Consider the following 26,654-nt stretch of genomic DNA (forward strand, 5'->3'; position numbering starts at 1 on the left):
GTGCCCCCGATGGCAGGTCAAAGTGGTGTCCTTTTGGGGCCTCTGGATCTGCACCGGCCGCAGCGAGGTTGCACATCAGAATTGCCCGTCGGCGTGGCCGGGACTTGACCCGGGCGCCCGTCCGTTTTTATGACGGAAATTATTAAAGGAGTCATAAATTGAGCGTTGAAGCGGCTAAGCATGCCCGAGAATTGCTTCTCAAGGAATACCGTGGAGTGCTCTCGACCCACTCCAAGTCGATGCCCGGTTTCCCGTTCGGCTCCGTGGTCCCCTACTGCCTCGACGACCAGGGCCGGCCGCTGATCCTGATCAGCCGCATCGCCCAGCACACCCACAACCTGCTGAAGGATCCCAAGTGCTCGCTGCTGGTGGGCGAGCGCGAGGCCGAAGACGTGCAGGCCGTCGGTCGCCTGACTTACCTGGCGGAAGCGGAAAAGCTTGCGGACGAAGCCGCCATCGAAGCCGCCGCCGAGCGCTACTACCGCTATTTCCCTGACTCGCAGAACTACCACAAGGCCCACGACTTCGACTTCTGGGTGCTCAAGCCGGTGCGCCACCGCTACATCGGCGGCTTCGGCGCGATCCACTGGGTCGAGCACCTGACGCTGGCCAACCCGTTCGCCGGCCAGGCCGAGATCAGCATGGTCGAGCACATGAACAGCGACCACGCCAAGGCCATCGCCCATTACGTCGACCTCGCCGGCCTGCCCAAAGGCGCACCGGCGCAGATGGCCGGGATCGACACCGAGGGCATGCACCTGCGCATCGGCCAGGCGTTGTACTGGCTGCCGTTCCAAGCGCCTTGCAACACGCCGACACAAGTCCGCGAAGCCTTGGTTTTCCTGGCCCGCGCCGAACATTGGCCGAAAAATGCGCCCGCCGGCGCTTGAATTCACGAAAGGGCGACGTCATCTAAGGCTTACTTGCAAGGCATTCTTGCGTTGAGGAACCCTTAGATGCGCCCTTATTTGTTGCTCTTTCTGCTCTTCCCGGTGTTGGAGCTGTTCGTATTCGTGAAGGTGGCGGGAGCCATCGGTTTTTTCCCGGCCCTGCTGCTGATCATCCTCGGCTCGATGTTCGGCGTGTTCGTGCTGCGCGTCGCCGGGCTGGCCACCGCGCTGCGTGCCCGTGAAAGCCTGAGCCGCGGCGAGCTGCCCGCGCAGACCATGCTCGAAGGCCTGATGCTGGCGCTGGCCGGCGGCCTGCTGATCCTGCCGGGCTTCATCAGCGACGTGGTCGGCCTGCTGATGCTGCTGCCGTTGAGCCGTCGCCTGATCGCCGGCAAGATGCGCCAGCGCGCCGAAGAGCAGGCCATGCGCCAGCGCGCTTTCGCCGACGACCTGCAACCCCGTGGCGGCCCCGCGCCGCGCGAGCCCCTGGGCCGCGAACCGACGGTGATCGAAGGCGAGTTCGAGCACCGCGACACCAAGTGACACCTGTCTCGGCACGGCACCTTCGGGTGCCGTGTCCGTTTCCGGGGCCTGCCTGAGAAAATTTTTCTGCCCCGCCCTTGTAATAAGCTTATGCGCCCTTATGTATCGGTCACCGCAAGGTTTCCGGCGCATCCGCCGGACAGACTTCCGCGTCTCGCACGTCGAGCCGCAACCGGCGCAGGCCGGATTCGTTAAACCCGCCGGGACTACACCGGCCGATGAAAACCACAATTAGGAGAGATCGACAATGAAGCTTCGTCCTCTGCATGACCGCGTCGTTATCCGTCGCAGCGAAGAAGAAAAGAAAACCGCTGGCGGTATCGTCCTGCCAGGTTCGGCTGCTGAGAAGGCCAACCACGGTGAAGTCCTCGCTGTAGGCCCGGGCAAAGCTCTGGAAAGCGGTGAAGTGCGTGCACTGTCCGTGAAGGTCGGCGACAAGGTCGTGTTCGGTCCTTACTCCGGCAGCAACACTGTGAAAGTCGACGGCGAAGACCTGCTGGTGATGAGCGAGAACGAAATCCTCGCCGTCATCGAAGGCTGATAGACCCCGTTCATTTTCCCGCTACCTTAAAGCATTCAAGGAATATCGATCATGGCTGCTAAAGAAGTTAAATTCGGCGATTCCGCCCGCAAGAAAATGCTCGTCGGCGTCAACGTCCTGGCTGACGCGGTAAAAGCGACCCTGGGCCCGAAAGGCCGTAACGTGATCCTCGAGAAGAGCTTCGGCGCTCCGACCATCACCAAGGACGGCGTTTCCGTCGCCAAAGAGATCGAGCTGGAAGACCGCTTCGAGAACATGGGCGCGCAGCTGGTCAAAGACGTTGCCTCCCGTGCCAACGACGACGCCGGCGACGGCACCACCACCGCCACCGTCCTGGCTCAGTCGATCGTCAACGAAGGCCTGAAGGCCGTCGCTGCCGGCATGAACCCGATGGACCTCAAGCGCGGCATCGACAAGGCGACCATCGCCATCGTCGCTGAGCTGAAGAAGCTGTCCAAGCCTTGCGCCGACACCAAGGCCATCGCTCAGGTGGGCACCATCTCCGCCAACTCCGACAACTCCATCGGCGACATCATCGCCGAAGCCATGGAAAAGGTCGGCAAAGAAGGCGTGATCACCGTTGAGGAAGGCTCGGGCCTGGAAAACGAACTGTCGGTCGTCGAAGGCATGCAGTTCGACCGCGGCTACCTGTCCCCGTACTTCGTCAACAAGCCGGACACCATGGTGGCCGAGCTCGACGGCCCGCTGATCCTGCTGGTCGACAAGAAGATCTCCAACATCCGCGAAATGCTGCCAGTGCTGGAAGCCGTCGCCAAAGCCGGCCGTCCGCTGCTGATCGTGGCTGAAGACGTCGAGGGCGAAGCCCTGGCGACCCTGGTCGTGAACAACATGCGCGGCATCGTCAAGGTCGCAGCCGTCAAGGCGCCTGGTTTCGGCGACCGCCGCAAGGCCATGCTGCAGGACATCGCCGTCCTGACCGGCGGCACCGTGATCTCCGAAGAGATCGGCCTGAGCCTGGAAAGCACCACCCTGGAGCACCTGGGCAACGCCAAGCGCGTGACCCTGTCCAAGGAAAACACCATCATCGTCGACGGTGCTGGCGTTCAGGGCGACATCGAAGCCCGCATCGCCCAGATCCGCGCCCAAGTGGCCGAGACTTCCTCGGACTATGACCGTGAAAAACTGCAAGAGCGTCTGGCCAAGCTGTCCGGCGGCGTTGCGGTGATCAAGGTCGGCGCCGGTTCCGAAGTCGAAATGAAAGAGAAGAAAGCCCGCGTTGAAGACGCCCTGCACGCCACCCGCGCAGCCGTCGAAGAAGGCGTGGTGCCTGGCGGCGGCGTTGCGCTGATCCGCGCTCTGGAAGCCATCGGCACCCTCAAAGGCGACAACGCCGACCAGGACGTGGGCATCGCTGTCCTGCGCCGCGCCGTTGAAGCGCCGCTGCGTCAGATCTCCGCCAACAGCGGCGACGAGCCAAGCGTTGTGGTTAACGAAGTCAAGAACGGCAAAGGTAACTTCGGTTACAACGCCGCGACCGGCGAGTACGGCGATATGATCGAAATGGGCATCCTGGATCCGACCAAGGTGACCCGTTCCGCACTGCAAGCGGCATCGTCCATCGGCGGTCTGATCCTGACCACCGAAGCTGCAGTGGCCGACGCGCCGAAGAAAGACGCTCCAGCTGGCGGCGGCATGCCAGACATGGGCGGCATGGGCGGCATGGGCGGCATGATGTAAGCCAGCCTCACCCCTGTACGAAAAACCCCGCCTGCGATGAGCAGGCGGGGTTTTTTATTGCCCGGATTTCAGGTTCACCGGTGTCCGTTGTAGGAGCGAGCCTGCTCGCGAATGGGCCGTGCCAGTCAATGCAGCGCTAACTGGCATGACGCCAATCGCCAGCAGGCGGGCTCCCACAGTGTCTGGCGGTGTCCGCCGATGCGGTTCTCTGTGGGAGCCCGCCTGCCGGCGATGGCGTCGACGGGCGTTGCCTTTCAGGCGTTGGCCGGTTGCGCCGCAGGTGCGGCCTCGGCCCGGACGGCCGGGCGGTACAGCACCCAGTAGTACGACCCCAGGCAAATCAGCCAGCAGAAGATCGCCGTCCACACGTTGTGCGAGAAGAAGTGCGCGCCCTGCATCATCCGGCTGACGGAAAACACCGAACCCAACGCAAACGCGAAGATGAACGCCTGGCGCGCCAGGCGCGGACGCCGGTCGCGCAGTACGAAAAACAGCGCGAACAGGGTGAACCCGGTGGCGGCGTGTCCGCCCGGCCAGCAGCGGCCGGGCTTGTCGGTGTCCGGACGGTGGCTGAGCAGTTTGCTGTAGGTTTCGTGTCCGCCGAACTGCTCCAGGCTCCAGGGGCACTGCACGGCGGTGACGGCCTTCATCGGGGTCACGAACGAAGTGGCCAGGCCCAGCGACAGCACCAGGCAACCCAGCTCACGCTTGAACGGCTTGAGGCGCGTCATGAAGAACGCGCCGATGAAACCGAGGACGGCAAACACCGAGAAGGCGATGACCACCTGCTTGGCGCGGTCGTGGAGGATGTTTTCCAGGAAGTAGCTGTGGCGGCCGATGAAGTCGCCGGCGGCCGGATCATAGAACAGCTGCGCCAGATCCATATCCAGATCGGTCAGTTCCAGCAGCACCAGAATGACGGCGGCGGCGACGGGAATGCCGAGGCACAGCCAGAAGTTGAGCGGACGGGGGGTGGGGCGTACAGCGCTTGATGGCATGATGGATCCTGAAACAAAAAAAACGCCCCAGCGCATCGGCCCCGGGGCGCTTCGGTTAACGTTCGCTGACTTGCGGCGCACCCTCCTTGGGCGCTTTCCAGCCAAGCAGCTGTTGCGTGAAGCCATGACTGGCGGTTTGGTAATAGGTGATGGCGCGGCCGATCAGCGGGTCGTCGCTGCCCGCGCGGGACTCGCGGCTTTCGCTCAGGGCGTCGTCATGCCGGCGCAGGCCCTGGCGCGGGCTGAGGATCGCCAGATCCTTGCCGTCGAACAGCCCCAGGTGCTGGTAGTTGCCCACCACGACGCGCGGCGGCAACGGGTTGTCCTGCAACAGGTTGCGGCCGAAGAACGTCGATTGGTAATCCAGGTTGAGCAGCCCCAGCAGCGTCGGCGCCAGGTCGATCTGGCTGGCCAGCTGAGCGTCTTCGCGCGCTTGGATCAGCTTGGGCGCGTAGATGAACAGCGGGATCTGATAGTTGTTGATCGGCAAGTCTTCCTTGCCCGCGCTGCCGGCGGTGTGGTCGGCGACGAAGATGAAGATCGTGTCGTCGAACCAGGGCTTCTGCCGCGCCTGTTCCAGGAACTGGCCGATGGCGTAGTCGGTGTACTTCACCGCACCGTCGCGGCCGTTGCCGGACTTGATGTCGATCCGGTTGTCCGGATACGTGTACGGGCGGTGATTGGAGGTGGTCATCAACTGCAGCAGGAACGGCTGGCCTTTGGCGAAGTCGGCGTCGGCCAGTTTCAGCGTCTGCTTGTACAGATCCTCGTCGGCCATGCCCCATGCGTTCTTGAAGTGGATCTCGGCCTCGTCGACGCTGCTTTGGTCGACGACACGGTAGCCGTTGCCGCTGAAGAACGCGTTCATGTTGTCGAAATAGCCGCGCCCGCCGTAGACGAACACGCTGTCGTAACCGACGGCGCTCAGTTGCTGGCCGAGGCTGGCGAAGCCGCTCTCGCGGCCGATGCGCTTGACGATGGAACGGCCCGGCGTCGGCGGGATGGCCAGGGTGATGGCCTCCAGGCCGCGGTCGGTGCGGGTGCCGGTGGCGTAGAAGTTGTTGAAGTACAGGCTCTGTTTGCGCAAGGCATCCAGGTTCGGCGTCAGGTTGCGCTCATCGCCGTTGCTGCCCAGGTACTTGGCGCTCAGGCTTTCGATGGTCACCAGCACGATGTTCGTTTTGCGCGGCGTGCCGGGGTTGTCGATCATCCGGCGGATGTCCTGGGGATCCTGGCCGATGAAGCGCGCATTGGGCTCGTTCAGTTCGGCGCGGATCTGCCGGCCGACGGCCTCGGGGGCCAGGCTGCTGTAGAACTGGCCGTAGTCCAGTTCATTGTTGCGGAACGCGGCGAAGAACTGATAAGGGCCGTTGCTCGCCAGTTCGTTCCGGTAGGCGTTGCCGCCCTGGGCGCGGGGGAAACCTTGGCCGAGCAGTTGCAGGCTCAGGCCGGCGACGATCAGCAGGGCCAACGCATTGAACAGGCGTGCGCGCAGCGGCGGCAACGGCGCGTCCAGCGCGGCGTTCAACGGCTTGCGCAGCGCCAGGCTCAGGCCAGCGGCCAGCAGCGCGAGCACGCTGAGCAGGGTGCCGATCGGGTAGGACTCCAGCACGTTGTTCAGCACTTCATCGGAGTACACCAGATAGTCGACCGCGATGAAGTTGAAGCGCACGCCGAACTCGTCCCAGAACAGCCACTCGGCCACGGCGGTGAACAGCATCGCGAACAGGCTGACTGTCAACAGCCCTTGCAGGAACCAGCGATGGCCCCGGCGGCGCCACAGGGCCGGCGGGCACAGCAGCAGGTACAGTCCCATCGGCAGCGCCGCATAGGCCAGAAAGCCCAGGTCATAGAGCAGGCCGATGCCGAAGAGGGAAAAGGCGACGCCGCCGGCCTCGTCCAGGTGGGTCAGCAGCAACACTGTCCGGGTCAGGAAGAACACCGCCAGCCAGGCGCCGGTGATCAACAGCAGAAAGCGCATGGGCGCTGTCCTGAAAAAGTCCATTGGCTACCATCCCTACATAAAACGCGGGAGTCTCGCGCTGTCGCTGTCGTCGGCGTGTGAACCGATAGTGAAAATCTCGTTAAAGTCTCGAGTTGCCGCCAAGGCTCTGCCCGGGCGGCGTGCGGCCCTAGCCCTGAGCGGCGCTTGGCCGTAAGCTGCGCGGGCCATGACGGCCGTTTCGGTGTACGGAGGAGGTGCCCATGCGAATTCTTTTGGTTGAGGACAACCGCGATATCCTGGCCAACCTGGCCGATTACCTGGGGCTCAAGGGCTATACCGTCGATTGCGCCCAGGACGGCCTGTCGGGCCTGCACCTGGCGGCCACCGAACACTACGACCTGATCGTGCTCGACATCATGCTGCCGGGCATCGACGGTTACACCCTGTGCAAACGGCTGCGCGAAGACGCGCGCCGTGACACCCCGGTGATCATGCTCACCGCCCGCGACCAGCTCGACGACCGCCTGCAAGGCTTCAAGTCCGGCGCCGACGATTACCTGATCAAACCGTTCGCGTTGTCCGAGCTGGCGGCCCGGGTCGAGGCGGTGATGCGCCGCACCCAGGGCGGCGGCCGCCGTGCCTTGCAGGTCGGCGACCTGAACTACGACCTCGACACACTGGAGGTCACCCGCGAAGGCAAGCTGCTCAAGCTCAACCCGGTCGGCCTCAAGCTGCTCGCGGTGCTGATGCAGAAAAGCCCTCACGTGCTGCGCCGGGAGATCCTCGAAGAGGCGCTGTGGGGCGACGACTGCCCGGACAGCGACAGCCTGCGCAGCCATGTCCACCAACTGCGCCAGGTGATCGACAAGCCGTTCGCCAAGCCGTTGCTGCACACCGTGCACGGCGTGGGATACCGCCTGGCCGAGGGGCGTGATGGAGTTTAAGCAGAGCCTTGCCCAGCGGATCATCATCGCCTTTGCGTTGATGAGCGCACTGGTGGCGGGGGCGTTCGCCATGGGGATCGTCGCGACGGTCCACCTGGTCGAGGAAAAACTGATTTCGGCGGGGCTGGGCGGCGACCTGCAGCGCTTGCTGCTGATGGACAACGTCTCGGACTGGAGCCACCGGCCCGAGCCGGACCAACTGTTCTACTTCAGCGGCGGACCGGGCGACTTCGAGCTGCCCAAGGACCTGCGCCACCTGGACTCGGGCTTTCACGAAGTCTTTCGCGAGCAGCTGTCGTATCACGCCATGGTCGAGATCGTCGACGGCCGGCGCTATGTGCTGCTGCAGGACCAAAGCGATTTCGAAGAGCGCGAGCGCGTGCTGTTCGCCGTGGTGCTGGTGGGCTTCGTGCTCAGCCTGGCGTTGGCGGTGTTCCTGGGCTGGGTGCTGGCGCGCAAGGTGATGGCGCCGGTGGTGCGGCTGGCGCGCCAGGTGCGTCACCGTGATCAGTTGCTCGGCCTGGCGCCGCCGCTGGCGCCGGACTACGCGGCCGACGAAGTGGGCGAGCTGGCGGTGGCGTTCGACGCCACCCTCGGGCGGCTGCGCCAGGCGCTGACCCGTGAGCGCCTGTTCACCAGTGACGTGAGCCACGAACTGCGCACGCCGTTGATGGTGCTGGCCAGCTCCTGCGAGCTGCTGCTGGAGAACCCGGGCATCGATCAGCGCGGCCGGGCCCAGGTCGAGCGGATTGCCCGTGCCAGCGAAGAAATGCGCGAACTGGTGCAGACCTTCCTGATGCTGGCCCGGGCCAAGCGCGAAGACGCTGGCGTCTCGCCCCGGCAGAGCCTGGCGCAGGTGGCGGACAGCCTGCTGTGCCTGTGGCGCGAGCCGATCGAGAGCAAGGGGCTCACGTTGATCTTCGAGCCGGGCACCCCGCCGGACACCCTCTACAACGCGACTCTGCTCAACGCGGTGATGGGCAACCTGCTGCGCAATGCGCTGCACTACACCGAACAGGGGTTCATTCGCTTGACCCTCAGCGGCAACGGTTTCGTGGTCGAGGATTCGGGGGTGGGTATCCCCGAAGAGAAACGCGAAGCCATGTTCCAGCCGTTCGTGCGCGGCACCGAAAAGCGCGGCGAAGGCTTGGGGCTTGGGCTCTCGCTGGTGCAGCGGATCTGCGAAAACCAGGGCTGGAGCGTCAATCTGAGCACGATGGAACCCAATGGTTGCCGATTCGAGGTGGACTTGGGACGGACCTGAGCTACAGTGATGGCCCTGAGCTACTGCGGAATGGTTGTAAAACCCTGAAATGTTTTAGGGTTTTACATGACGTTTTTTTCACAAATGGATGACCTGACGCTGACACGGCCCTGCATAAGGTGGCCTCATCAGTAATTCAGGAGTCCTGGTGATGGCCGGCCCGATCAAGCTCGATTTTTCCGAAAAGTACGACGACAACCATGCGCAAAAGTATCTGCGCAAGCATCAGGACGGTCTCGGGCGTCGGTTGTCGCACTGGCGTGACCTGCAACTGGCCCGCAAGGCGCTGACCCTGGTCGGCGAACCGGGGCTGGTGCTGGACCTGCCTTGCGGGGCCGGACGTTTCTGGCCGCTGCTGGCGGAAAAGCCGAACCGGGTGATCATCGGCGCGGACAACTCCGAGTCGATGATCAAGACCGCCATGCAGGCCCAACCGGCCGATGTGGTGAAACGGGTACAACCCTTGCACACATCTGCGTTCGACATCGCCTTGCCTGACAACGCCGTCGACAGCATTTTCTGCATGCGTTTGCTCCATCACATCGGTGAAGCCGAGCATCGACGGGCCATTTTGCGCGAGTTCGAGCGCGTCACCCGTGACAGCGTGGTCGTTTCGTTGTGGGTGGACGGCAATTTCAAGGCCTGGAAACGCAAGCGCGCCGAGCGCAAGCGTGGGCAAGAGGGTTACCAGAACCGCTTTGTGTTACCGGCCGCTACGGTCGAGAAAGAATTTGAAGAGGCGGGTTTCCGCATCCAGGAACAACTGGATTTTATTCCGCTGTATGCCATGTGGCGGGTTTACGTATTACGCAAGAGGTAACGGGATGGCAGTGCATATTGCAGCAGAAACGGAAGTCGCTCCCCAGGATCGCTTCGACTACTACTGGAACCAGCGGGGCGAGTGGGTGGAAGAGCCCAACGTGCGCCGCGGCGGTGAGAGTGGGGTGCAACGGGTCATGGGCCGCGATGGCCAGCTGCTGTATGCCAAACGCCAGACCGGTCACATCTACCGCAGCTTGATGCATCCGTTCGGTCGCCCGACGGTGCTGCGCGAGCGCGATGCGCTGAACGGCGCCAGCGCGCTCGGCGTGCGCGTACCGCAGATCGTGTTCTGCGGCGCCCAGTCTGACCCTGTGCACAAATGGCGTGCGCTGCTGGTGACCAAGTCCCTGGACGGCTTTCTGGAGCTGGAGCAATGGGAAGCCGCCGGCGGCCGCGAGCGCCATGGCGAGGCGGTGTACGAGCGTGTGCTCAAGGACCTGGCCGACAACCTGGCGCGTCTGCACCGGGGCCGTTGGCAGCACAGCTGCATCTACATCAAGCATGTGTTTGTCCGCGTCACCGGTGAAGGCGACGGGGCCCAGGTTGAAGTGGCCCTGATCGATCTCGAGAAATGCCGCCGTCGGCTGACCGCCGGTCGCGCGGCAGCCCATGACATGAAGCAATTGCGTCGCCATTCGTCGTTCAGGGATTCGGACTGGAAAAAACTCGTCTACTTTTATGAGACGGCGTTTGGCAGCGCTATCAAAGGTTTATAGCGATGAAACTAGAAATTGCGCGAGGTTTGTTTTTGGTAGGAGCCTTGGCAGTTGCTTCATTGGCGGTGGCGGCCTGGGAACAGCCACGCATGCAGGTGATCGGCAAATCGGCGGGCGAAGTCCATCGCCCGGTGCCTCGGGTGGTGAAGACCGCCGTGTCGTCTGAACCGGATCATGATTTGTTGCTGTTCATGTTCGGTCTCTCGCAACGGATGAGACCCCAGAGCTGAATTCCCCCGCAGCCTTATGAAAAGGCCTCGCCGACGCGAGGCCTTTTTTTGTGCCTTGTCGCTCCTGTGGTGAGGGAGCGAGCTCCCGGTCACTGTGCCCTGTCGGGCTTGGCCAGGAAGGTGTAGACGCACGGCAGGACGAACAGGGTGAACAAGGTCCCGATGGACATGCCCGTCGCGATCACCGTGCCGATGTCGAAACGGCTGACCCCGCCGGCGCCGCTCGCCAGGATCAACGGCACCATGCCGAACACCATCGCCGCCGTGGTCATCAGCACCGGACGCAGGCGGATGGCCGCCGCTTCCTCCACGGCCTCCCGGGCGCTCAGACCCTTCTCCTTGCGCAGCAGGTTGGCGAACTCGACGATCAGGATGCCGTGCTTGCTGATCAGGCCGATCAACGTCACCAGCCCGACCTGGGTGTAGATGTTCATGCTCGACCAGCCCAGGAACAGCGGGATCAGCGCGCCGCAGATCGACAGCGGCACCGTGACCAGAATCACCAGCGGGTCGCGGAAGCTCTCGAACTGCGCAGCCAGCACCAGGAAGATGATCGCCAGCGCCAGGGCGAAGGTCACCCACAGCGCGCTGCCTTCCTGCACGTACTGCCGGGAGGAGCCGCCGTAGTCGAAGGCGAATCCGGCGGGGGCCTCTTCCCGGGCGATCTGGCGCACGGTGTCGATGGCTTCGCCCATGCTCACCAGCGGAAACCCGGACAGCTTCGCCGCGTTGAGTTGCTGGAACTGGTTGAGCTGCCGCGGCCTTGCGCGGTCGGTCACCGTGATCAGGGTGGACAGCGGCAGCAGTTCGCCACGGGTGTTCTTCACGTAGTAGTTGTTCAGCCAGTCCGGGTTCTCGCGGTAGGGCCGTTCGACCTGGGCGATGACCTTGTAGCTGCGCCCCTCGATGGTAAAGCGGTTGATCTCGGCCTCGCCCAGGAGGGTGGCGAGGGTGCCGCCCAGGTCCTGCATCGACACGCCCATCTGCGCGGCCTTGGCCCGGTCGATGTCGACCACCACTTCCGGCTTGTCGAACGCCAGGTCCAGGTCGACGAAGGCGAACTTGCCGGATTCCGCAGCGCGTTTCTTGATCCGGTCGGCGACCTCCAGCAGCACTTCGTAGTCGTTGGCCGTGTTGATCACGAACTCGAACGGCAGGCCTTCGCCGGTGCCGGGCAGGGAGGGCAGGTTGAAGCCGAAGATCTGCAGGCCGGGAATGCGTTCCAGCTTGCCCTGCACTTCGGGCAGGATCTGCATCTGCGTGCGGTGGCGCTCGTTCCAGGGCTTGAGCAGGAAGCCGCCGATGCCGGTCTGCACGCCGTTGTAGCCGTTGATCTGGAAGGACGAGTAGTACTCGGGGAACTCCTTGAAGATCTTGATGAATTCGTCGGTGTAGGTGTTCAGGTAATCGAGGTTGGTCGGCTGCGGGGCGTTGGCCATCATGAAGATGATGCCCTGGTCCTCGTCCGGCGCCAGCTCCGACTTGGTGAACTTGAGCAGCACCGGGATCAGGCACAGCACGATCACCGCGAACACCAGCACCACCGGCCGGGTATTCAGCGTGCCGTGCAGCAGGCTCTGGTAGCGGCGCTTGAGGCCTTCGAAGATCAGGTCGAGGCGATGGGCCAGGCCGCTGGCGTTCTCGTCGTGGCGCAACAGCACGGCGCACATCATCGGCGACAGGGTCAGGGCGACGATCCCGGAGATCACCACCGCCCCGGCCAGGGTCAGGGCGAACTCCTTGAACAGCGCCCCGGTCAGCCCGGTGAGAAAGCCGATGGGCGCGTACACCGCCGCCAGGGTGATGGTCATCGACACCACCGGCAAGGCGATTTCCCGGGCGCCTTCCAAGGCCGCCTCGAACGGCGTCTTGCCTTCCTCGATGTGGCGGTGGATGTTCTCCACCACGACGATGGCGTCGTCCACCACCAGGCCGATGGCCAGCACCATCGCCAGCAAGGTCAGCAGGTTGATCGAATAGCCCATCATCTGCATGAAGAACATCACGCCGATCATCGACAGCGGGATGGTCACCACCGGGATCACCACCGAACGCAGCGCCCCGAGGAACAGGAACACCACCACGATCACGATCAGCACCGCTTCGAACAGGGTCTTGAGCACTTCGTCGATGGAGGCCTGGATGAACAGCGTGGCGTCGTAGGCGATTTCGCTCTTGAGGTTGGGCGGGAGCTGGGCCTCCAGCTGCGGCATGATCTTGCGCACTTCCTTGATCACGTCCAGCGGGTTGGCCGCCGGGGTCGCCTTGATCCCGATGTACACCGACGGCGTGCCGCCGAAGGAACTGATGGAGTTGTAGTTCTCGGCGCCCATCTCGACCCGGGCCACGTCCCGCAGCAGCACCCGGCTGTCGCCGTCGACCTTGAGCGGGATCGCCGCGAAGGCCTCGGCGGACTTCAGCTCGGTGTTGGCGTTGATGCTGGTGACCACATATTCGCCCTTCACTTCGCCTGCGGCGGACAGGAAGTTGTATTGGCGCACGGCGTTGGTCACGTCGCTGGCGCTCAGGCCGAAGCCGGCGAGCTTCACCGGGTCGAGCCACAGGCGCATGGCGAACACCTGGTTGCCGAGGATCTCCGCCTCGGCCATGCCCGGCAGGGTCGCCAGCTTCGGCTGGATCACCCGCGACAGGTAGTCGGTGATCTGCGGATTGCTCAGGTCCTTGCTGAAGAAGCTGATGTACATCAGCGCCGAGGCGTCGGCGGACTCCTTGCTCAGCACCGGGTCCTCGGCGTCCTGCGGCAGCTTGTTCTTCACCTCGTTGGCCTTGGCCAGCAGCTCGGTGAACAGGCGGTCGCTGTTGGAGCCGATGCGCGCGTAGATCGAGATCACCGAGAAGTTCTGGCGGCTGACCGAGGTCATGTAGTCGATGCCCTCGGCGCTCGCCAGGCTCTGCTGCATCGGCTGGGTGATGTAGCCCTGGATGGTTTCGGCGTTGGCGCCGGGGTAGGCGGTGGTCACCGTGATCAGGGCGTTTTCCATCTGCGGGTACTGGCGCAGCGGCAGCTTGCTCCAGGCCTGGAAGCCCAGCAGCACGATCAGCAGGCTCACCACGGTGGCGAGCACCGGGCGACGGATGAACGGGTCGGTAAAGGCCATGGGGTTTCCTTGATCAGTCGGCGCGGCGCGGACTGTTCTGCTCGCCGAGGGTCTTGTCGTCGCTGATGGCGATGTGGGCACCGTTGTCCAGTTTGATCTGGCCGGCCGTCACCACCTGTTCGCCGCTCTGCACGCCCTTGTTGATCATCACCAGGCCGTCACGGCGTTCGCCGGTCTCGATGAACCGCCGTTCGGCGATCAGCACGGGCTGGCCTTTGTCGTCCTTCTCGACGCTGCCGTCCTCGGCCTTCTTCTGCCCGACCACGTACAGCGAGTTGCCGTAGAGGGTGTAGGTGACCGCGCTCTCCGGCACCACCACGTGCTTCTGCGGATCCGGTAACAGCACCTCGACGCTGGTGAACATGCCCGGCAGCAGCTTGCCGTCGGGGTTGGCCAGGGTGGCGCGCACGAGGATGTTGCGGGTGGTGCTTTCCACGATCGGATTGATCGCGCTGATGGTGCCGGGGAAGGTCTGGCCGGGAAACGCCGCGACCGCGATCTGCACCGGTTGGCCGAGGGCCAGCTTCGGTGCCGACTGCTCCGGGACATAGAAGTCGGCGTAGAGGCTGCTCAGGTCCTGCAGGGTGGCGATCTTGGTGCCGCTGGCGAGGTAGTCGCCGACGTCGACCTGGCGGATGCCGATGGTGCCGCTGAACGGCGCGGCGATGCGTTTCTTCGCCAGCGCCGCGTTGAGCTGGTTGACCGTGGCCTTGTTCTTTTGCAGTTGCGCCGAGAGCCGGTCGTATTCGCCCTTGGAGATGGCGCTGCTGCCGACCAGCTGGCTGCCGCGGCCGAAGTCCAGCTGCGCCAGGCCCAGATCGGCCTTGGCGGTTTCGAGCAGGGCGGACTCCACCGCGCTGTCGAGCTGCAGCAGCGGCTGTCCGGCCTTGACCTTCTGCCCGGACTCGAACTTGAGCTCGGTGACGGTGCCGTTGGTCTCCAGCCTCAGTTCGACGCCCTGCAGCGCCTTGAGCGTGCCGACGGTGGGCAGGCGCATCTGCCACGGGCGCTCGGCGGCGGTGGCGACGGCGACGCTGATCGGCGGTTTCGGCTTGGCGAAACCCTGGATCATCGTGTAGATGGTGAAGGCCTTGTAGCCGGCCAGCGCCAGGACGATCAGCAGTACGACACCCAACATCTTCAGCATGCGGCGACGCAGCATATTCCAGTTCCTTGGAGAAAATCAGGCGAGACAGGCGGGCACATTACTCCGAGTCCGGCAGGGATTCCAACTGCCAGTTTTTACAGGGTATGAGGGGAGAGGAGGCAACGGGGAAGCGCCGCCGGCGGGGCCGGCGGCGGCAGGCTTCATGCCATCAGGTGCAGATGGTTGTCCCAGAGCCCCGCGGGCAGATCCAGCGGTTTGGCCAGGAGTTCGTCCTGGCGGCAATCGTAGTAGCGGCAGCGTCCCTGACCCGAGGTCACGACGAAGCCGTCCTTCACCGCGCCGACCCCGGCGCAGTCCGGCAGCGGCGCGTCGAGGCGCACCTCGCCGCTGTCCAGGTCCCAGATGAAGAAGCGGTTGCCGCGCGGGGCGGTCAGCGCCACCAGCCGCAAGTCGCTGTGCACGGCGACGCTGGCGGTGTAATGGCCCATGGACTGCAACTGGTGGTCCGGTACCGGGAACGCCACGAACGGCTGGCCCGGACGCTTGATCGCCAACAGTTCCGAGCGCTCCTGCGAGGGGCCCATGAACTGCTGGCCGGCGACGATGGTGCCGTCGCTGGCGATGCCCAGGTGACGCACGCTGTTCATTTGCTGGGCGAGGGTTTCCTTGCTCAGCAGCGTGCCGTCGCGGCGCATCAGCACCAGGCTCGGCTCCATGGCGTCGAGGTTCATGTCCACCCGGCTTTCGGCCTCGGTGCGGATGCCGCCGTTGGCCACCACCAGGGTTTCGCCGTCGGGCATCCAGGACACCTGATGCGGCCCCAGGCCATGGGTGGAAATCTCGCCGCTGTGCACCAGCCGTTCGCCCTCGAACCGGTACACCCCCAACAGGCCGCGGCCCGGGTCGGTGGTGTCGTTTTCGGTGGCGTAGAGGTAGTCGCCGCTGTGGTGGATCACCGCGTGGCCGTAGAAATGCCGGTTCGGCTGCGAGGTCACGGTCTGCAGCAACGCACCGTCGCGCAGGTCGATCAGATAGCTCTCGGTGCCCGGGCGGCGGGCGACGAACAGCGCGATCGGCAGCGTCGGGTGGTTGATGATGTCGTGGCAGCGCTGGCCGACTTCGGTGGCGAACAGCCGGGTGCCGTCCAGGCGGTAGCCGACGGCGTAGTGGCGGCCGTCGGCGTCGTCCCGGGCCGACAGCAGCAGCGGGCTTTGCTCCTTGCGTTTGAACAGCGTCCAGCCGCCCAGCGTCACTGCTCCCAGCAGCAAACTACCTAAAGTCAGAGCCTGGCGTCGCAGCATGGCACGTGCCCTCATCAGTCACCGTCGTTGGCGTTGAAGCCCAGTTGGATGCCCAGCGCCTTGGCCAGCTCGCCTTCGTGCAGGCGGTGGACGACGTTGAGGCTGTCGTAGATGTCGTTGAGCTGCTGGCGGCCGGCGTCGTCGCCGAGCATTTCGGTCAGCGAGCGCTGGGTGCTGCCGAACAGCTTGAGCGAGGCGGCGTAGGCGGCGTCGATCTTGTCCGCCAACGGCTTCTGTTCGGCCGGCAACAGGCCGCGCAGGCCTTTGTTGTCGACGCCTTCCCAGACGGTCTTGGCGGCGGCGAGGCTGGCTTCCATCGCCGTCAGCGACGACTGGCTGCGCCACGCATCGGCCTGGAACGGCTGTGGCACACCCTTGGTCTGGCGGCCCATCGGCGTGCCGAGCTTTTTCTTCAGGGTGTCGAGGGCGGTGACCTGCACCCGCAGCAGATCGGCGATCGCTTCGTGGGAGTCGGCGTAGCGCTGGTTGGGGAACTTGCTCATCTGCGCGAGCATGCCGTCGGTGTTGTTCCAGGTCTGCAGGATCTCTTCGGCCAGTTGCTTCTGGCGCTCGCCGATGGCCACCAGCAGCGGGCAGTACTTGGCTTTCTGGGCGGCGTCGGCCACGTCAGGCTTGCTGTCGAACAGGATGTACTCGTAGGCCGACAGGCCCTGCACCACGACGCTGGACTTGGCCAGGGCGGCGGCGTCGATCTGCGGCTGGGCGGCGACGAGCTGCTCGACCTGGCGGCCGACGAGGTTCTTCTTGTCCGGCCAGAACTGCACCTGCCATGCGCGGTTGCCCTCGGCCAGCGGGCCGATCAGCAGCGGCTGCAGCTCGGCCCAGGCCTTCTGCGCGTGGAGGAAGTCGGCGCGGGCGGTGTCCAGGGTCTCTTTGCCCTGGCAGTAGGCGAGGGCGCTGATGGCGAGTTGCTTGTCGGCCTCGACCCAGCGGGTGTAGGTCGGCAGGATCACCGATTTGGCGATGGCCGCCGAAGTGACCGCTTGCGGATCCTGCGGCGAGCACGCGCCCAGGGCCAGGGCGGCAAGGCTGGTGAACAACAGCTTGGGACGGAACATGTCGGGCTCCCGATTCTTTTAAGTGTTTAAAGTGAGTTCAGAAACGCCAGCAGCGCGGCGCGCTGCTCGGCGTTGAAAGACAAAACCTGTTGCTGCGCCTTCTGCGCTTCGCCGCCGTGCCAGAGCACGGCTTCGAGCAGGTCGCGGGCGCGGCCGTCGTGCAGGAACCGGGTGTGGCCGCTGACCGTCTGCGTCAGGCCGATGCCCCACAGCGGCGGGGTGCGCCATTCGCGGCCGCTGGCCTGGAATTCGGTACGGTGGTCGGCCAGGCCTTCGCCCATGTCATGCAGCAGCAGATCGCTGTAGGGGCGGATCACCTGATTGGCCAGCTCAGGTTCCGCCGCATCGGCAGCGGTGGTGTATTTCGGTGTGTGGCAGGACTGGCAGCCGGCCTGGAAGAACAGGCTCTTGCCGGCCAGCACTTGCGGGTCGTCGACGCCGCGCCGCGCCGGGACGGCCAGGTTGCGGCTGTAGAACAGCACCAGGCGCAGGATGTTGTCGCTGACTTCCGACTCGCCGTCCGGGCCGTTGCCGTTCGGCGCCTGTTTGCAGGCGGCTTGCGCGTCGGTGCAGTCATCGAAGGGTCTCAGGCTAGTGGTGAGGCCCATGTCACCCGAGAACGCGTGAACGTTTTGTTGATTGAGGCTCGGTTGCCCGGCTTTCCAGCCGAAGCGGCCCAGGACGGTCTTTTGCTGGGCGTCGTCCCAGACCCGGTTCGGCCGGCCGCTGATGCCGTTGCCTTCTTTGGCCTGGGCGGCGGCGTTGGCGAGGATCGCGTCCTCGGGGATCGCTTCGAGCAGGCCGAGACCGATCATCGGCGGGGCGACCCGGGCCGAGAAGCGGGTGTCGGGGTGCATCGGGCCGTAGCCGAGCTGGGTGAGCTGCAGGAGGGGCTTTTGCAGTTCCACTTCGGTGCCGTCCTTGAAACGCACCGGCACGGGCGTGTATTCGACCCGCACCTTGCCTTCCGGCGCGACGCCGGGCACGGCCATGTCCTGGAACTGGCCGCCGTAGACCGGCTCCGGCACCACGCCGGTCTGTTCGATGACCTTGGCGAATTCCGGCGCATCGGGGATCGACAGGCGCACCAGCATCGACACCGCATTGACCGCGTCGGGCGCAGGCGGGTGGCCGCGGCCGTCCTTGATGTGGCAACCCTGGCAGGCATTGGTGTTGAACAGCGGGCCGAGGCCGTCGCGGGCGGTGGTGGTCGACGGCGCGATCACCCAGGGGCTGCGGAAGAAGCTGTTGCCGACGCTGAAGTCCACCCGGCGCGACGGCGGCAGGTTGGCCGACGGCAGGGAAAACGCGTTCCGGTCGCTCTTGTTCACGGTAGCGCTGCCGCCCGAGCGGGCTTCGCCCGGTTCGGCCTTGGTGAAGCGCGGGGCGTCATCGCAGGCACTCAGGCCCAGGGCCAGACACAGTGCGGACAAGCGAAGAGGCAGCGAGGGCATCAGACTTCCTGCGGCAGCGGCAATTTTGAAGGCGCAAAGTCTAACAGGGCGAGGGGGATTGAATAAGAGGAATTATCGTTTGCTTGATGTGGGGCAGGGTTTGCGGCAGAGGGCCCGACACCCGCACCTGTGGGGGGCCGGCGTTGAACGGACAAAAAAGGCGACCCGAAGGTCGCCTTTTTTCATTCATGCAGCGCTGATCAGAACTCGTGGTCGGCGTTGTCCGGGTTCAGGTCGCTGATGCCCAGTTTGCCGGCGGCGGCCTCGATCGAACCGGTCTGCTTGACCAGGGATGCGATGGCCTCACGCACGATCTGGTTGCCGGCGGTGTTGCCGGCGGCGATCAGCTGGTCGTAGTGCTCGCCCTTGTTGGCGTGATCGACCATGACCTGGATCTTGGCTTCGGTGGCGGCCAGATCGTTCTTCAGGGCGGTGTCGGCGGCCGGGTCGGCCTTGGCCACCAGGGACGACAGGCTCGGGCCGGTCATCTTGGTGCCGTCGACGCGGGTGTACTCGCCCAGGTAGACGTTGCGCACGCCCTTGGCGTCGTAGAAGTGCGAGTTGTGGGTGTTGTCGCTGAAGCAGTCCTGCTCGTCTTCAGGAGAGTTGGCCTCCAGGGACACCTTCATGCGCTCGCCCGCCAGTTCGCCAAGGGACAGGCTGCCCATGCCGAACAGCATCTTGCGCAGGCCGGCTTCGGCCGGTTCGGCTTCCAGGGTGGCGCGGTAGTTGTCGGCCACGTTCGGCTTCCAGTTGCCGACCATTTCTTCCAGGTCGCTGACCAGCAGTTGGGTCACGGCCTTCAGGTAGGCGCGGCGACGGTCATTGTGGCCGCCGGTGGCGCCGGCGCCTTCCAGGTAGTCCGAGGCCGGACGGTTGCCGGCGCCCGGGCCGGTGCCGTTCAGATCCTGGCCCCACAGCAGGAATTCGATGGCGTGGTAGCCGGTGGCGACGTTGGCTTCGGAGCCGCCCAGCTCGTTCAGGCTGGCGAGTTTCTCCGGGGTGATGTCCTTGACGTCGACCTTGTCTTCGCCGATCTGGATCTCGGTGTTGGCGATGATGTTGGCGGTGGCGCCCGGGTTGCCCAGCGCGTGCTCGTAGGACTTGTCGACGTAGTCGATCAGGCCTTCGTCCAGGGGCCAGGAGTTCACCTGGCCTTCCCAGTCGTCGATGATGGTGTTGCCGAAGCGGAACACTTCACTCTGCAGGTAAGGCACGCGGGCGGCGACCCAGGCGGCCTTGGCGGCTTTGAGGGTGTCGGCGTTCGGCTTGGCCAGGAAGGCGTCGATGGCGGTCTGCAGGGTCTTGGCGGTGGATTCGGCATCGCTGTAGACGGCGTAGACGATGTCGGCGTAGTGCGAGACGACCGCTTTGCCTGCGGCTTCGTCGACTTTGCCGGCGGCGGCCGGAGCAGGAGCGGCGGCAGTGCTGGCGGCCGGAACCGGCGCCTGGGCGGCCGCCTTTTCTTTGTCTTTGCCTTCGCCGCAACCGGCGAGGGAAATAGCGATGGCCAGCAGACTGGCGGTAGCCAGAGGCATACGAATCATGGCAAACATCCTGCTTCGGTGATTGAGTGGACTGGCGCGGAGCGCGCGCAAAACTGCGACATAATGCAAATCTTTCGCATTATGTGTAAAGGGCCGTGACTGGAAATATTTCTTGTTTGCGCAGGGTTTTCGCGGGTTTGGTCGCTGGGGGCGGCACGGCCGCCTCGGCGCCGGGTTTCAGAGGATGGCCGCGTTGCTGCGCTGGGCTTGCTTGAGGTAGACGCCCAGTTCCCGGGCCGGCAGCGGCTTGCTGTAGTGGTAGCCCTGGCCTTCGTGGCAGCCCTCGGAAATGATGTAGGTCTCCTGCTCGGCGGTCTCCACGCCCTCGGCGATCACCTGCATGCCCAGGCTTTTGCCCAGCTGGATGATGGCGCGCACGATGGTCGCGTCATCGTCGTCGTCCAGCAGGTCCTGCACGAAGCTCTTGTCGATCTTGATCTTGTCCAGCGGCAGGCTCTTGAGATAGCTCAGCGAGGAGTAGCCGGTGCCGAAGTCGTCGATGGCGATCAGCGCCCCGGAGCGGCGCAGGCTCAGCAGGTGCTGGGCGGCGGTGCTGATGTCTTCCATCAGGCCGGTCTCGGTGACTTCCAGCTCAAGGCTGCGCGGCGGCAGGCGGTAGATCTGCAGCAGGTTGTTGACCACCCGCGGCAGCTCGGCGTGGTGCAGTTGCACGGTGGACAGGTTGACCGCCATGCGCAGGTCGGCGAAGCCCTGGTCATGCCATTCGCGCAGCTGCTTGCAGGCCTGGTCCAGCACCCATTCGCCGATGGCGATGATGGTGCCGTTCTGCTCGGCCAGCGGAATGAACAGGTCCGGCGGCACCAGCCCGTGTTCGGGGTGCTGCCAGCGGATCAGCGCTTCGACGCCGACCACCCGGTGGTCGCGGTAGCTGATCTGCGGCTGGTAGACGAGGTGGAACTGGCCGCGCAGCAAGGCGTCGCGCAGGTCCTTTTCCAGTTCGCGGCGCCGGCGCATTTCGCTGTCGACGCTGGCGATGTAGAACTGATAGCGGTTGCGCGAGCGGGTCTTGGCCAGGGTCATGGTCTGCTCGGCTTTCTGCAGCAGCTTCTCGGTGCTGTCGCCGTCCTCGGGGAACAGGGTGATGCCGATGGTCGCCCGCAGGCGGATTTCCTGATGGTCGAGGGCGAACGGCGCTTCGAGGTCGTCGAGGATGCTTTGCGCCAGCTCCGCCGCCTCATAGGGCTGCTCGATGTCGGCCTGCACCAGGGCGAACTGGTCGCCGCCCAGCCGGGCGAGGGCGCCGAGGCGTCCGCTGTGGCCGCGCAGGCGGTCGGCCAGGGCCAGCAGCAACTGGTCGCCGGTCTGGTAGCTGAACTGCTCGTTGATGCCCTTGAAGTCGTCCAGGCCTACGCACAGCACCGCGACCCGGCGCTGCAGCTTGCCGGCGTCGACGAGGATCTTGTCCAGTTGCTGCTGCAGTTGCTGGCGGTTCGGCAGGCCGGTGAGGAAGTCGTACTGGGCCATGCGCAACAGGCTGTTTTCCGCTTCGTGGCGCAGGTGGGTGTTGCGTTCGATGGATTCGAGCAACTGGTTGGCGGTGTTGATCCAGATGCCCAGTTCGTTCTTCTCGTGGCCCTTGAGCTGCGGGATCTTGTGTTCGCTGGGGCGGTCGGGGTTGATTTCGGTCAGGTGCTCGATGATCCGCGACAGCGGCTTGGTCAGCAGCCAGTGATAGACCAGGTACAGCACCAGGCCCATGGCGAGGGCGCGCAGCACGCCGGAAATGAAGATGATCACTGAACTGACGATGAAGCCCTGGCCGTAGGTGGCGGTGTCGAGGGTGATGCTCAGGTCGCCGTAGTACTCGCTGTAGGGCCCGCGTCCCACCAGTTGGGTGGTGAACGTGCGTTCCTGGCCGAGGATCAGGTCGGTCAGCCAGCGGCTGTTGGACTGCTGCAGTTCCCGGGACTTCTGCGCGAGCATGGCTTCGTTGGGATGGCCGATGGACGCCTGACGCACGGCATCGTCCTGGAACAGGCCTTCGATCACCTGCATGCCCATCTCCTTGTCCAGGCTGTAGACCGCCTGGGTGGAAGGATCGCGGAACATGTCGAGGATGCGCTCGGCATCGCCGGCGACGGCCTGGCGTGTCTTATAGGCATCGAAGACGATCTGCGCGCAGCTCAAGACCACGCCGACGATCAATGCCGACAGAAGCACGACCCGGAGCAACTTCACCGACAAGCTGTTCTTGAGTTCCAGCTTCAAAGGGTTATTCCTTGTTCCGTGCGGGTAGCGTCAAGTTGCCATGAGTATTGGCAATCCGTTGTTGGCAGTCAAAGGGACAATCGGGCCGCGGGACATTTGTCCGTGGGCTTGGCCGGAATGCTGCCGTCTGGAGTCTTTGCCCTAGTGACACTGTGTCGGTTGGTACGACCTCCAACTTGAGGAACGGCGGTACAAATTTTCCTCTGTCTGATGTTAGTCCTCCGTGGCTTCGGGGCAAGGGGGCAGGGGCGGGTTTCATGGCGGGAAACGGCACCGGCTGTGACGCAGTGCCCGTTGCAGGCATAAAAAAACCCGGCCGTGGCCGGGTTCTTTCTGTCTGGCGTGCAGCTTAAGCGGTGAAGGTCTTGCCTTCGAACTGCTCGGCCACGAACTTCCAGTTGACCAGGTTCCAGAACGCCTCGACGTACTTGGGACGCAGGTTGCGGTAGTCGATGTAGTAGGCGTGTTCCCAGACGTCGCAGGTCAGCAGCGGGGTGTCGCCGTTGGTCAGCGGGTTGCCGGCGCCGATGGTGCTGGCCAGGGCCAGGGAACCGTCAGCCTTCTTCACCAGCCAGCCCCAGCCGGAGCCGAAGGTGCCGATCGAGGTCTTGCTGAACTCTTCCTTGAACTTGTCGAACGAACCGAAAGCGGCGTTGATCGCTTCGGCCAGTGCGCCGGTCGGTTGACCGCCGGCGTTTGGCGCCAGGCAGTTCCAGTAGAAGGTGTGGTTCCAGACCTGGGCTGCGTTGTTGAAGATGCCGCCCGAGGAAGTCTTGACGATCTCTTCCAGGGTCTTGCCTTCGAACTCGGTGCCCGGCACCAGGTTGTTCAGGTTCACGACGTAGGTGTTGTGGTGCTTGTCGTGGTGGAACTCCAGGGTTTCCTTGGAAATGTGCGGCTGCAGGGCATCGTGGGCGTAAGGCAGCGGCGGCAATTCGAAAGCCATGATGATTCTCCTAATCAGGTCTGTTGCGGTGAGCGCAAGGCCGATCACGGGCGGCCGGAAATGCACCGGCGAGTTTTTACTCTTTGCGGCGCAGGGTTCGGATCATAGCACCGGGGGTGCGGCTTAACCACGCAACAACTGTGTGGGATAGAGGTTCCAGAGCCTTTCGCTATAAATCACGAAGCCAGGATCAGTTGTCCCGCCACCGCGAACATCATGACCGCCACCGTCAGGTCGAGGATCCGCCAGGTGCCGGGCCGCGCCAGCCACGGCGCCAGCCATGCCGCGCCCAGCGCCAGGGCGAAGAACCACAGCAGCGAAGCGCTGGCGGCGCCGACCACGTAAGCGCCCGGCACCGATTGCTGGGCGCCGAGGGAGCCGATCAGCAGCACCGTGTCCAAGTAGACGTGGGGGTTGAGCAGCGTCACCGCCAGCGCGCTGAGCATTACCGCCCGCAGCGAACGCACGGTCTGGTTCTCGCCCTGTTGCAGGCTCTGTTTCGAACAGGCCCGGCGCAGCGCCTGGCTGCCGTACCAGATCAGGAAGGTTGCGCCGCCCCAGCGGGCGACGGCGAGCAGCGTCGGGTTCTGCGCCAGGATCGTGGCCAGGCCGAACACGCCGGCGGCCACCAGGATGGCATCGCAGGCCACGCACAGCGCCGCCACCGGCAGGTGATGCTCACGCCGCAAGCTCTGGGCGAGCACGAAGGCGTTCTGGGTGCCGATCGCCATGATCAGGCCGAAGGCCACCAGCAGGCCGTTCACATAGCTTTGCCACATATCGGGTCACTCCGCGTTGGCTGCGAGGTCGCGCAGGGTCTGCATGGCGCGCTCGGCGTCGGCCTGGCCGACGAACAAATGGTCGTGGTAATAGCCGGCGATCACGTTGCAGCTGATGCCGGCCTTGCCCAGCGCCGTGGCGAAGGCGGCGGTGAGGCCGACGGCTTCGAGCGCCGAGTGCACGTTGAGGGTGATCCACGCGGCGACGTAGTCGAAGCTCAAACCGGCCCGCACCGCGTGGGAACGTTCCAGGATCACCGTCAGGCCTTCCTGCTCGCGGAAACTGCCGACGATCTCCAGGCCGCTGGGCAAGCGGCCGTCACGCAGGGTGCAGAACACGTATTCGCCGGGGTTGAGCTGCGGGCTCATGCTGCGCAGCAGGGTGGTCAACGAGGTTTCGCCCGCCATGGATAGGATCCTTGATAAAGAGTGCGTGCTGGCTATTCTCCCGGCTGACGCTGTATAAGAAAAACCAATAGTGCTGATCGCTCATTAGGAAAACTGATGTTCGACTACAAATTGCTTTCTGCGTTGGCGGCGGTGGTGGAACAGGCCGGATTCGAACGGGCGGCCCAGGTGCTGGGCCTGTCACAGTCGGCGATTTCCCAACGGATCAAACTGCTGGAGGCCCGGGTCGGGCAGCCGGTGCTGGTGCGCGGCACGCCGCCCTCGCCGACGGAGATCGGCCGGCGCCTGCTCAACCATGTGCAGCAGGTACGTTTGCTGGAGCGCGACCTGCAGAGCCTGGTGCCGGCGCTGGACGAAGAAGGCCTGCCGGAGCGCCTGCGCATCGCCCTGAACGCCGACAGCCTGGCCACCTGGTGGGCCGAGGCGGTCGGCGACTTCTGCGCCGAGCAGCATCTGTTGCTGGACCTGGTGGTGGAGGACCAGACCGTCGGCCTCAAGCGCATGCGCGCCGGGGAAGTGGCGGCCTGCGTGTGCGCCAGCGAACGGCCCGTGGCGGGCGCCCGCAGTGTGCTGCTCGGTGCGATGCGCTACCGTGCGCTGGCCAGCCCGGCGTTCATCGAGCGCCACTTCCCGGACGGCGTGCGCGCCGAGCAATTGCCGCGCACCCCGGCGCTGGTGTTCGGCCCGGACGATTTCCTGCAGCACCGTTACCTCGCGTCCCTCGGCGTGGACGGCGGTTTCGAGCATCATTTGTGCCCCTCGTCCGAAGGCTTCATCCGCCTGACCGAGGCGGGCCTGGGCTGGGGGCTGGTGCCGGAACTGCAAGTACGCGAGCAACTGGAGCGCGGCACATTGCGCGAACTGTTGCCGGATAAACCGATCGATGTGCCGTTGTACTGGCATCATTGGCGCAACGGCGGCCAACTGCTCGGGCTTCTGACCGACCAACTGGTGCGCTCGTCGCCCAAATGGCTGGTGCCGTCGGGCTGACGGGCAGCGTCAAGACACACGAATCAGGCAAAACGAAAGACAGCGGAGCTCTACATGAAAATTCTGGTCACCGGCGCAAGCGGCTTCATCGGCGGGCGCTTTGCGCGGTTCGCCCTGGAGCAGGGCCTGGACGTGCGGGTCAACGGCCGCCGGGCCGAAGGCGTCGAGCATCTGGTGCGCCGGGGCGCCGAATTCGTCCAGGGCGACCTGAACGATCCTGAACTGGTGCGCGAACTGTGCGCCGACGTCGAAGCCGTGGTGCATTGCGCAGGCTCTGTCGGACTGTGGGGGCGCTACCAGGATTTCCACCAGGGCAACGTGCAGGTCACCGAAAACGTGGTCGAGGCCTGTCTCAAGCGGCGGGTGCGGCGCCTGGTGCACCTGTCCTCGCCCTCGATCTATTTCGACGGGCGCGACCATCTCGGGCTGACCGAAGAGCAAGTGCCCAAGCGCTTGCGGCACCCCTATGCCGCGACCAAGTTCCTGGCCGAGCAGAAAGTGTTCGGCGCCCAGGAATTCGGCCTCGAAACCATCGCCCTGCGCCCGCGCTTCGTGACCGGCGCCGGCGACATGAGCATCTTTCCGCGCCTGTTGAACATGCAGCGCAAGGGCCGCCTGGCGATCATCGGCAACGGTCTGAACAAGGTCGACTTCACCAGCGTGCAGAACCTCAACGAAGCCCTGCTCAGCAGCCTGCTGGCCGCCGGCTCCGCGTTGGGCAAGGCCTACAACATCAGCAACGGCACGCCCGTGCCGCTGTGGGACGTGGTCAATTACGTGATGCGCAAGATGGAAGTCCCGCAGGTCACCAAGTACCGTTCCTACGGCCTGGCCTACAGCGTGGCGGCGCTCAACGAGGGCGTCTGCAAGCTGTGGCCGGGGCGCCCGGAGCCCACGCTGTCGCGCCTGGGCATGCAGGTGATGAACAAAAATTTCACCCTCGACATCAGCCGCGCCCGGCATTATCTGGACTACGATCCGAAAGTCAGCCTGTGGACCGCCCTCGATGAGTTCTGCACCTGGTGGAAGGCCCAGGACATCCGCTGACGTCACGGGCGGCACTGAACCGCGCCGCGGGTTGAGGGTCAATCCCTGCGGCTGCG

23 protein-coding genes are annotated in these 26,654 nt (G+C 64.6%); 11 read left to right on the top strand and 12 right to left on the bottom strand.

Translation table 11 applies throughout. The annotated features are described in order from the left end of the window. Nucleotides 1-158: 158 nt before the first annotated feature. The 4 genes from CAG33_RS00410 to groL all read left to right on the top strand — a co-directional run bounded on the left by CAG33_RS00410 (nt 159) and on the right by groL (nt 3,672). Nucleotides 159-890: a HugZ family protein gene (locus tag CAG33_RS00410; protein ID WP_085629474.1), complete on the top strand. Its 732-nt coding sequence runs from the start codon at nt 159-161 to the stop codon at nt 888-890. Nucleotides 891-956: 66 nt separating this feature from the next. Continuing rightward, nucleotides 957-1,433, top strand: coding sequence for an FxsA family protein (locus tag CAG33_RS00415; protein ID WP_085580272.1), 477 nt, complete (start codon nt 957-959; stop codon nt 1,431-1,433). Between the two features lie 247 nt (nt 1,434-1,680). Then, a complete protein-coding gene (locus CAG33_RS00420) occupies nt 1,681-1,974 on the top strand; it encodes a co-chaperone GroES (protein ID WP_085580273.1) in 294 nt (97 codons plus the stop codon). Between the two features lie 51 nt (nt 1,975-2,025). Beyond that, nucleotides 2,026-3,672, top strand: a complete 1,647-nt coding sequence (groL, locus tag CAG33_RS00425; protein WP_085580275.1) for a chaperonin GroEL — start codon at nt 2,026-2,028, stop codon at nt 3,670-3,672. Between the two features lie 254 nt (nt 3,673-3,926). On the opposite strand, the gene CAG33_RS00430 is transcribed toward groL, so the two are convergent. Together CAG33_RS00430 and CAG33_RS00435 are read right to left on the bottom strand one after the other, a co-directional pair. Continuing rightward, nucleotides 3,927-4,670: a phosphatase PAP2 family protein gene (locus CAG33_RS00430; protein WP_085636552.1), complete on the bottom strand. Its 744-nt coding sequence runs from the start codon at nt 4,668-4,670 to the stop codon at nt 3,927-3,929. A gap of 55 nt (nt 4,671-4,725) precedes the next feature. After that, nucleotides 4,726-6,675 (bottom strand): LTA synthase family protein, encoded by a 1,950-nt coding sequence (locus CAG33_RS00435; RefSeq protein WP_085636554.1) that lies wholly within the window; start codon nt 6,673-6,675, stop codon nt 4,726-4,728. A gap of 200 nt (nt 6,676-6,875) precedes the next feature. On the opposite strand from CAG33_RS00435, the gene colR reads away from it, so the two are divergent. From colR to CAG33_RS00460, 5 genes are all read left to right on the top strand, one after another. Continuing rightward, on the top strand, nt 6,876-7,559 hold the full coding sequence (gene colR, locus CAG33_RS00440; RefSeq protein ID WP_085580282.1) for a two-component system response regulator ColR: 684 nt from the start codon (nt 6,876-6,878) through the stop codon (nt 7,557-7,559). Then, entirely contained in the window at nt 7,549-8,823 is a 1,275-nt protein-coding gene (locus tag CAG33_RS00445; RefSeq protein ID WP_085580284.1) for a HAMP domain-containing sensor histidine kinase, read from the top strand. The genes colR and CAG33_RS00445 overlap by 11 nt, the downstream gene beginning before the upstream one ends. Nucleotides 8,824-8,974: 151 nt before the next feature. Further along, nucleotides 8,975-9,643, top strand: coding sequence for a class I SAM-dependent methyltransferase (locus CAG33_RS00450; RefSeq protein ID WP_085580286.1), 669 nt, complete (start codon nt 8,975-8,977; stop codon nt 9,641-9,643). Between the two features lie 4 nt (nt 9,644-9,647). Continuing rightward, nucleotides 9,648-10,361 carry a lipopolysaccharide kinase InaA family protein gene (locus CAG33_RS00455; RefSeq protein WP_085580288.1) on the top strand — a complete coding sequence of 238 codons (714 nt, stop codon included), beginning with the start codon at nt 9,648-9,650 and terminating at the stop codon, nt 10,359-10,361. A gap of 2 nt (nt 10,362-10,363) precedes the next feature. Beyond that, nucleotides 10,364-10,591, top strand: a complete 228-nt coding sequence (locus CAG33_RS00460; protein WP_085580290.1) for a hypothetical protein — start codon at nt 10,364-10,366, stop codon at nt 10,589-10,591. Between the two features lie 89 nt (nt 10,592-10,680). Here the strand turns inward: CAG33_RS00460 and CAG33_RS00465 are convergent, their stop codons facing one another. The 10 genes from CAG33_RS00465 to CAG33_RS00510 all read right to left on the bottom strand — a co-directional run bounded on the left by CAG33_RS00465 (nt 10,681) and on the right by CAG33_RS00510 (nt 24,561). Then, nucleotides 10,681-13,710 (bottom strand): multidrug efflux RND transporter permease subunit, encoded by a 3,030-nt coding sequence (locus CAG33_RS00465; protein ID WP_085636556.1) that lies wholly within the window; start codon nt 13,708-13,710, stop codon nt 10,681-10,683. Between the two features lie 13 nt (nt 13,711-13,723). After that, nucleotides 13,724-14,872, bottom strand: coding sequence for an efflux RND transporter periplasmic adaptor subunit (locus tag CAG33_RS00470; RefSeq protein WP_085580294.1), 1,149 nt, complete (start codon nt 14,870-14,872; stop codon nt 13,724-13,726). Nucleotides 14,873-15,018: 146 nt separating this feature from the next. Further along, entirely contained in the window at nt 15,019-16,119 is a 1,101-nt protein-coding gene (locus tag CAG33_RS00475; RefSeq protein WP_085580297.1) for a DUF1513 domain-containing protein, read from the bottom strand. Between the two features lie 14 nt (nt 16,120-16,133). Next, complete coding sequence (locus CAG33_RS00480; protein ID WP_085580299.1) at nt 16,134-17,198, bottom strand: imelysin family protein; 1,065 nt, start codon at nt 17,196-17,198, stop codon at nt 16,134-16,136. Between the two features lie 26 nt (nt 17,199-17,224). Continuing rightward, complete coding sequence (locus tag CAG33_RS00485) at nt 17,225-18,652, bottom strand: di-heme oxidoredictase family protein (protein WP_085636559.1); 1,428 nt, start codon at nt 18,650-18,652, stop codon at nt 17,225-17,227. A 200-nt stretch (nt 18,653-18,852) separates the two neighbouring features. Beyond that, on the bottom strand, nt 18,853-20,199 hold the full coding sequence (locus CAG33_RS00490) for an imelysin family protein (protein ID WP_085636561.1): 1,347 nt from the start codon (nt 20,197-20,199) through the stop codon (nt 18,853-18,855). Nucleotides 20,200-20,376: 177 nt separating this feature from the next. After that, the gene (locus CAG33_RS00495) at nt 20,377-22,428 is read right to left on the bottom strand and encodes a bifunctional diguanylate cyclase/phosphodiesterase (RefSeq protein WP_085580305.1); all 2,052 of its coding nucleotides are present in this window, start codon (nt 22,426-22,428) and stop codon (nt 20,377-20,379) included. 349 nt (nt 22,429-22,777) lie between these two features. Then, nucleotides 22,778-23,374, bottom strand: coding sequence for a superoxide dismutase (locus CAG33_RS00500; protein WP_008022038.1), 597 nt, complete (start codon nt 23,372-23,374; stop codon nt 22,778-22,780). Nucleotides 23,375-23,550: 176 nt separating this feature from the next. Beyond that, on the bottom strand, nt 23,551-24,153 hold the full coding sequence (locus CAG33_RS00505) for a LysE/ArgO family amino acid transporter (RefSeq protein WP_085580307.1): 603 nt from the start codon (nt 24,151-24,153) through the stop codon (nt 23,551-23,553). Between the two features lie 6 nt (nt 24,154-24,159). Continuing rightward, nucleotides 24,160-24,561 carry an ACT domain-containing protein gene (locus CAG33_RS00510; RefSeq protein ID WP_085580309.1) on the bottom strand — a complete coding sequence of 134 codons (402 nt, stop codon included), beginning with the start codon at nt 24,559-24,561 and terminating at the stop codon, nt 24,160-24,162. Between the two features lie 96 nt (nt 24,562-24,657). On the opposite strand from CAG33_RS00510, the gene CAG33_RS00515 reads away from it, so the two are divergent. Together CAG33_RS00515 and CAG33_RS00520 are read left to right on the top strand one after the other, a co-directional pair. Beyond that, the gene (locus CAG33_RS00515) at nt 24,658-25,551 is read left to right on the top strand and encodes a LysR family transcriptional regulator ArgP (protein ID WP_085580311.1); all 894 of its coding nucleotides are present in this window, start codon (nt 24,658-24,660) and stop codon (nt 25,549-25,551) included. 54 nt (nt 25,552-25,605) lie between these two features. Continuing rightward, nucleotides 25,606-26,598, top strand: a complete 993-nt coding sequence (locus CAG33_RS00520) for an NAD(P)-dependent oxidoreductase (RefSeq protein WP_085636562.1) — start codon at nt 25,606-25,608, stop codon at nt 26,596-26,598. The last annotated feature ends 56 nt before the right edge of the window (nt 26,599-26,654 follow it).

Origin of the sequence: Pseudomonas sp. B3(2017) (assembly GCF_002113595.1) — a bacterium.
GTDB lineage: Bacteria > Pseudomonadota > Gammaproteobacteria > Pseudomonadales > Pseudomonadaceae > Aquipseudomonas > Aquipseudomonas ekonensis.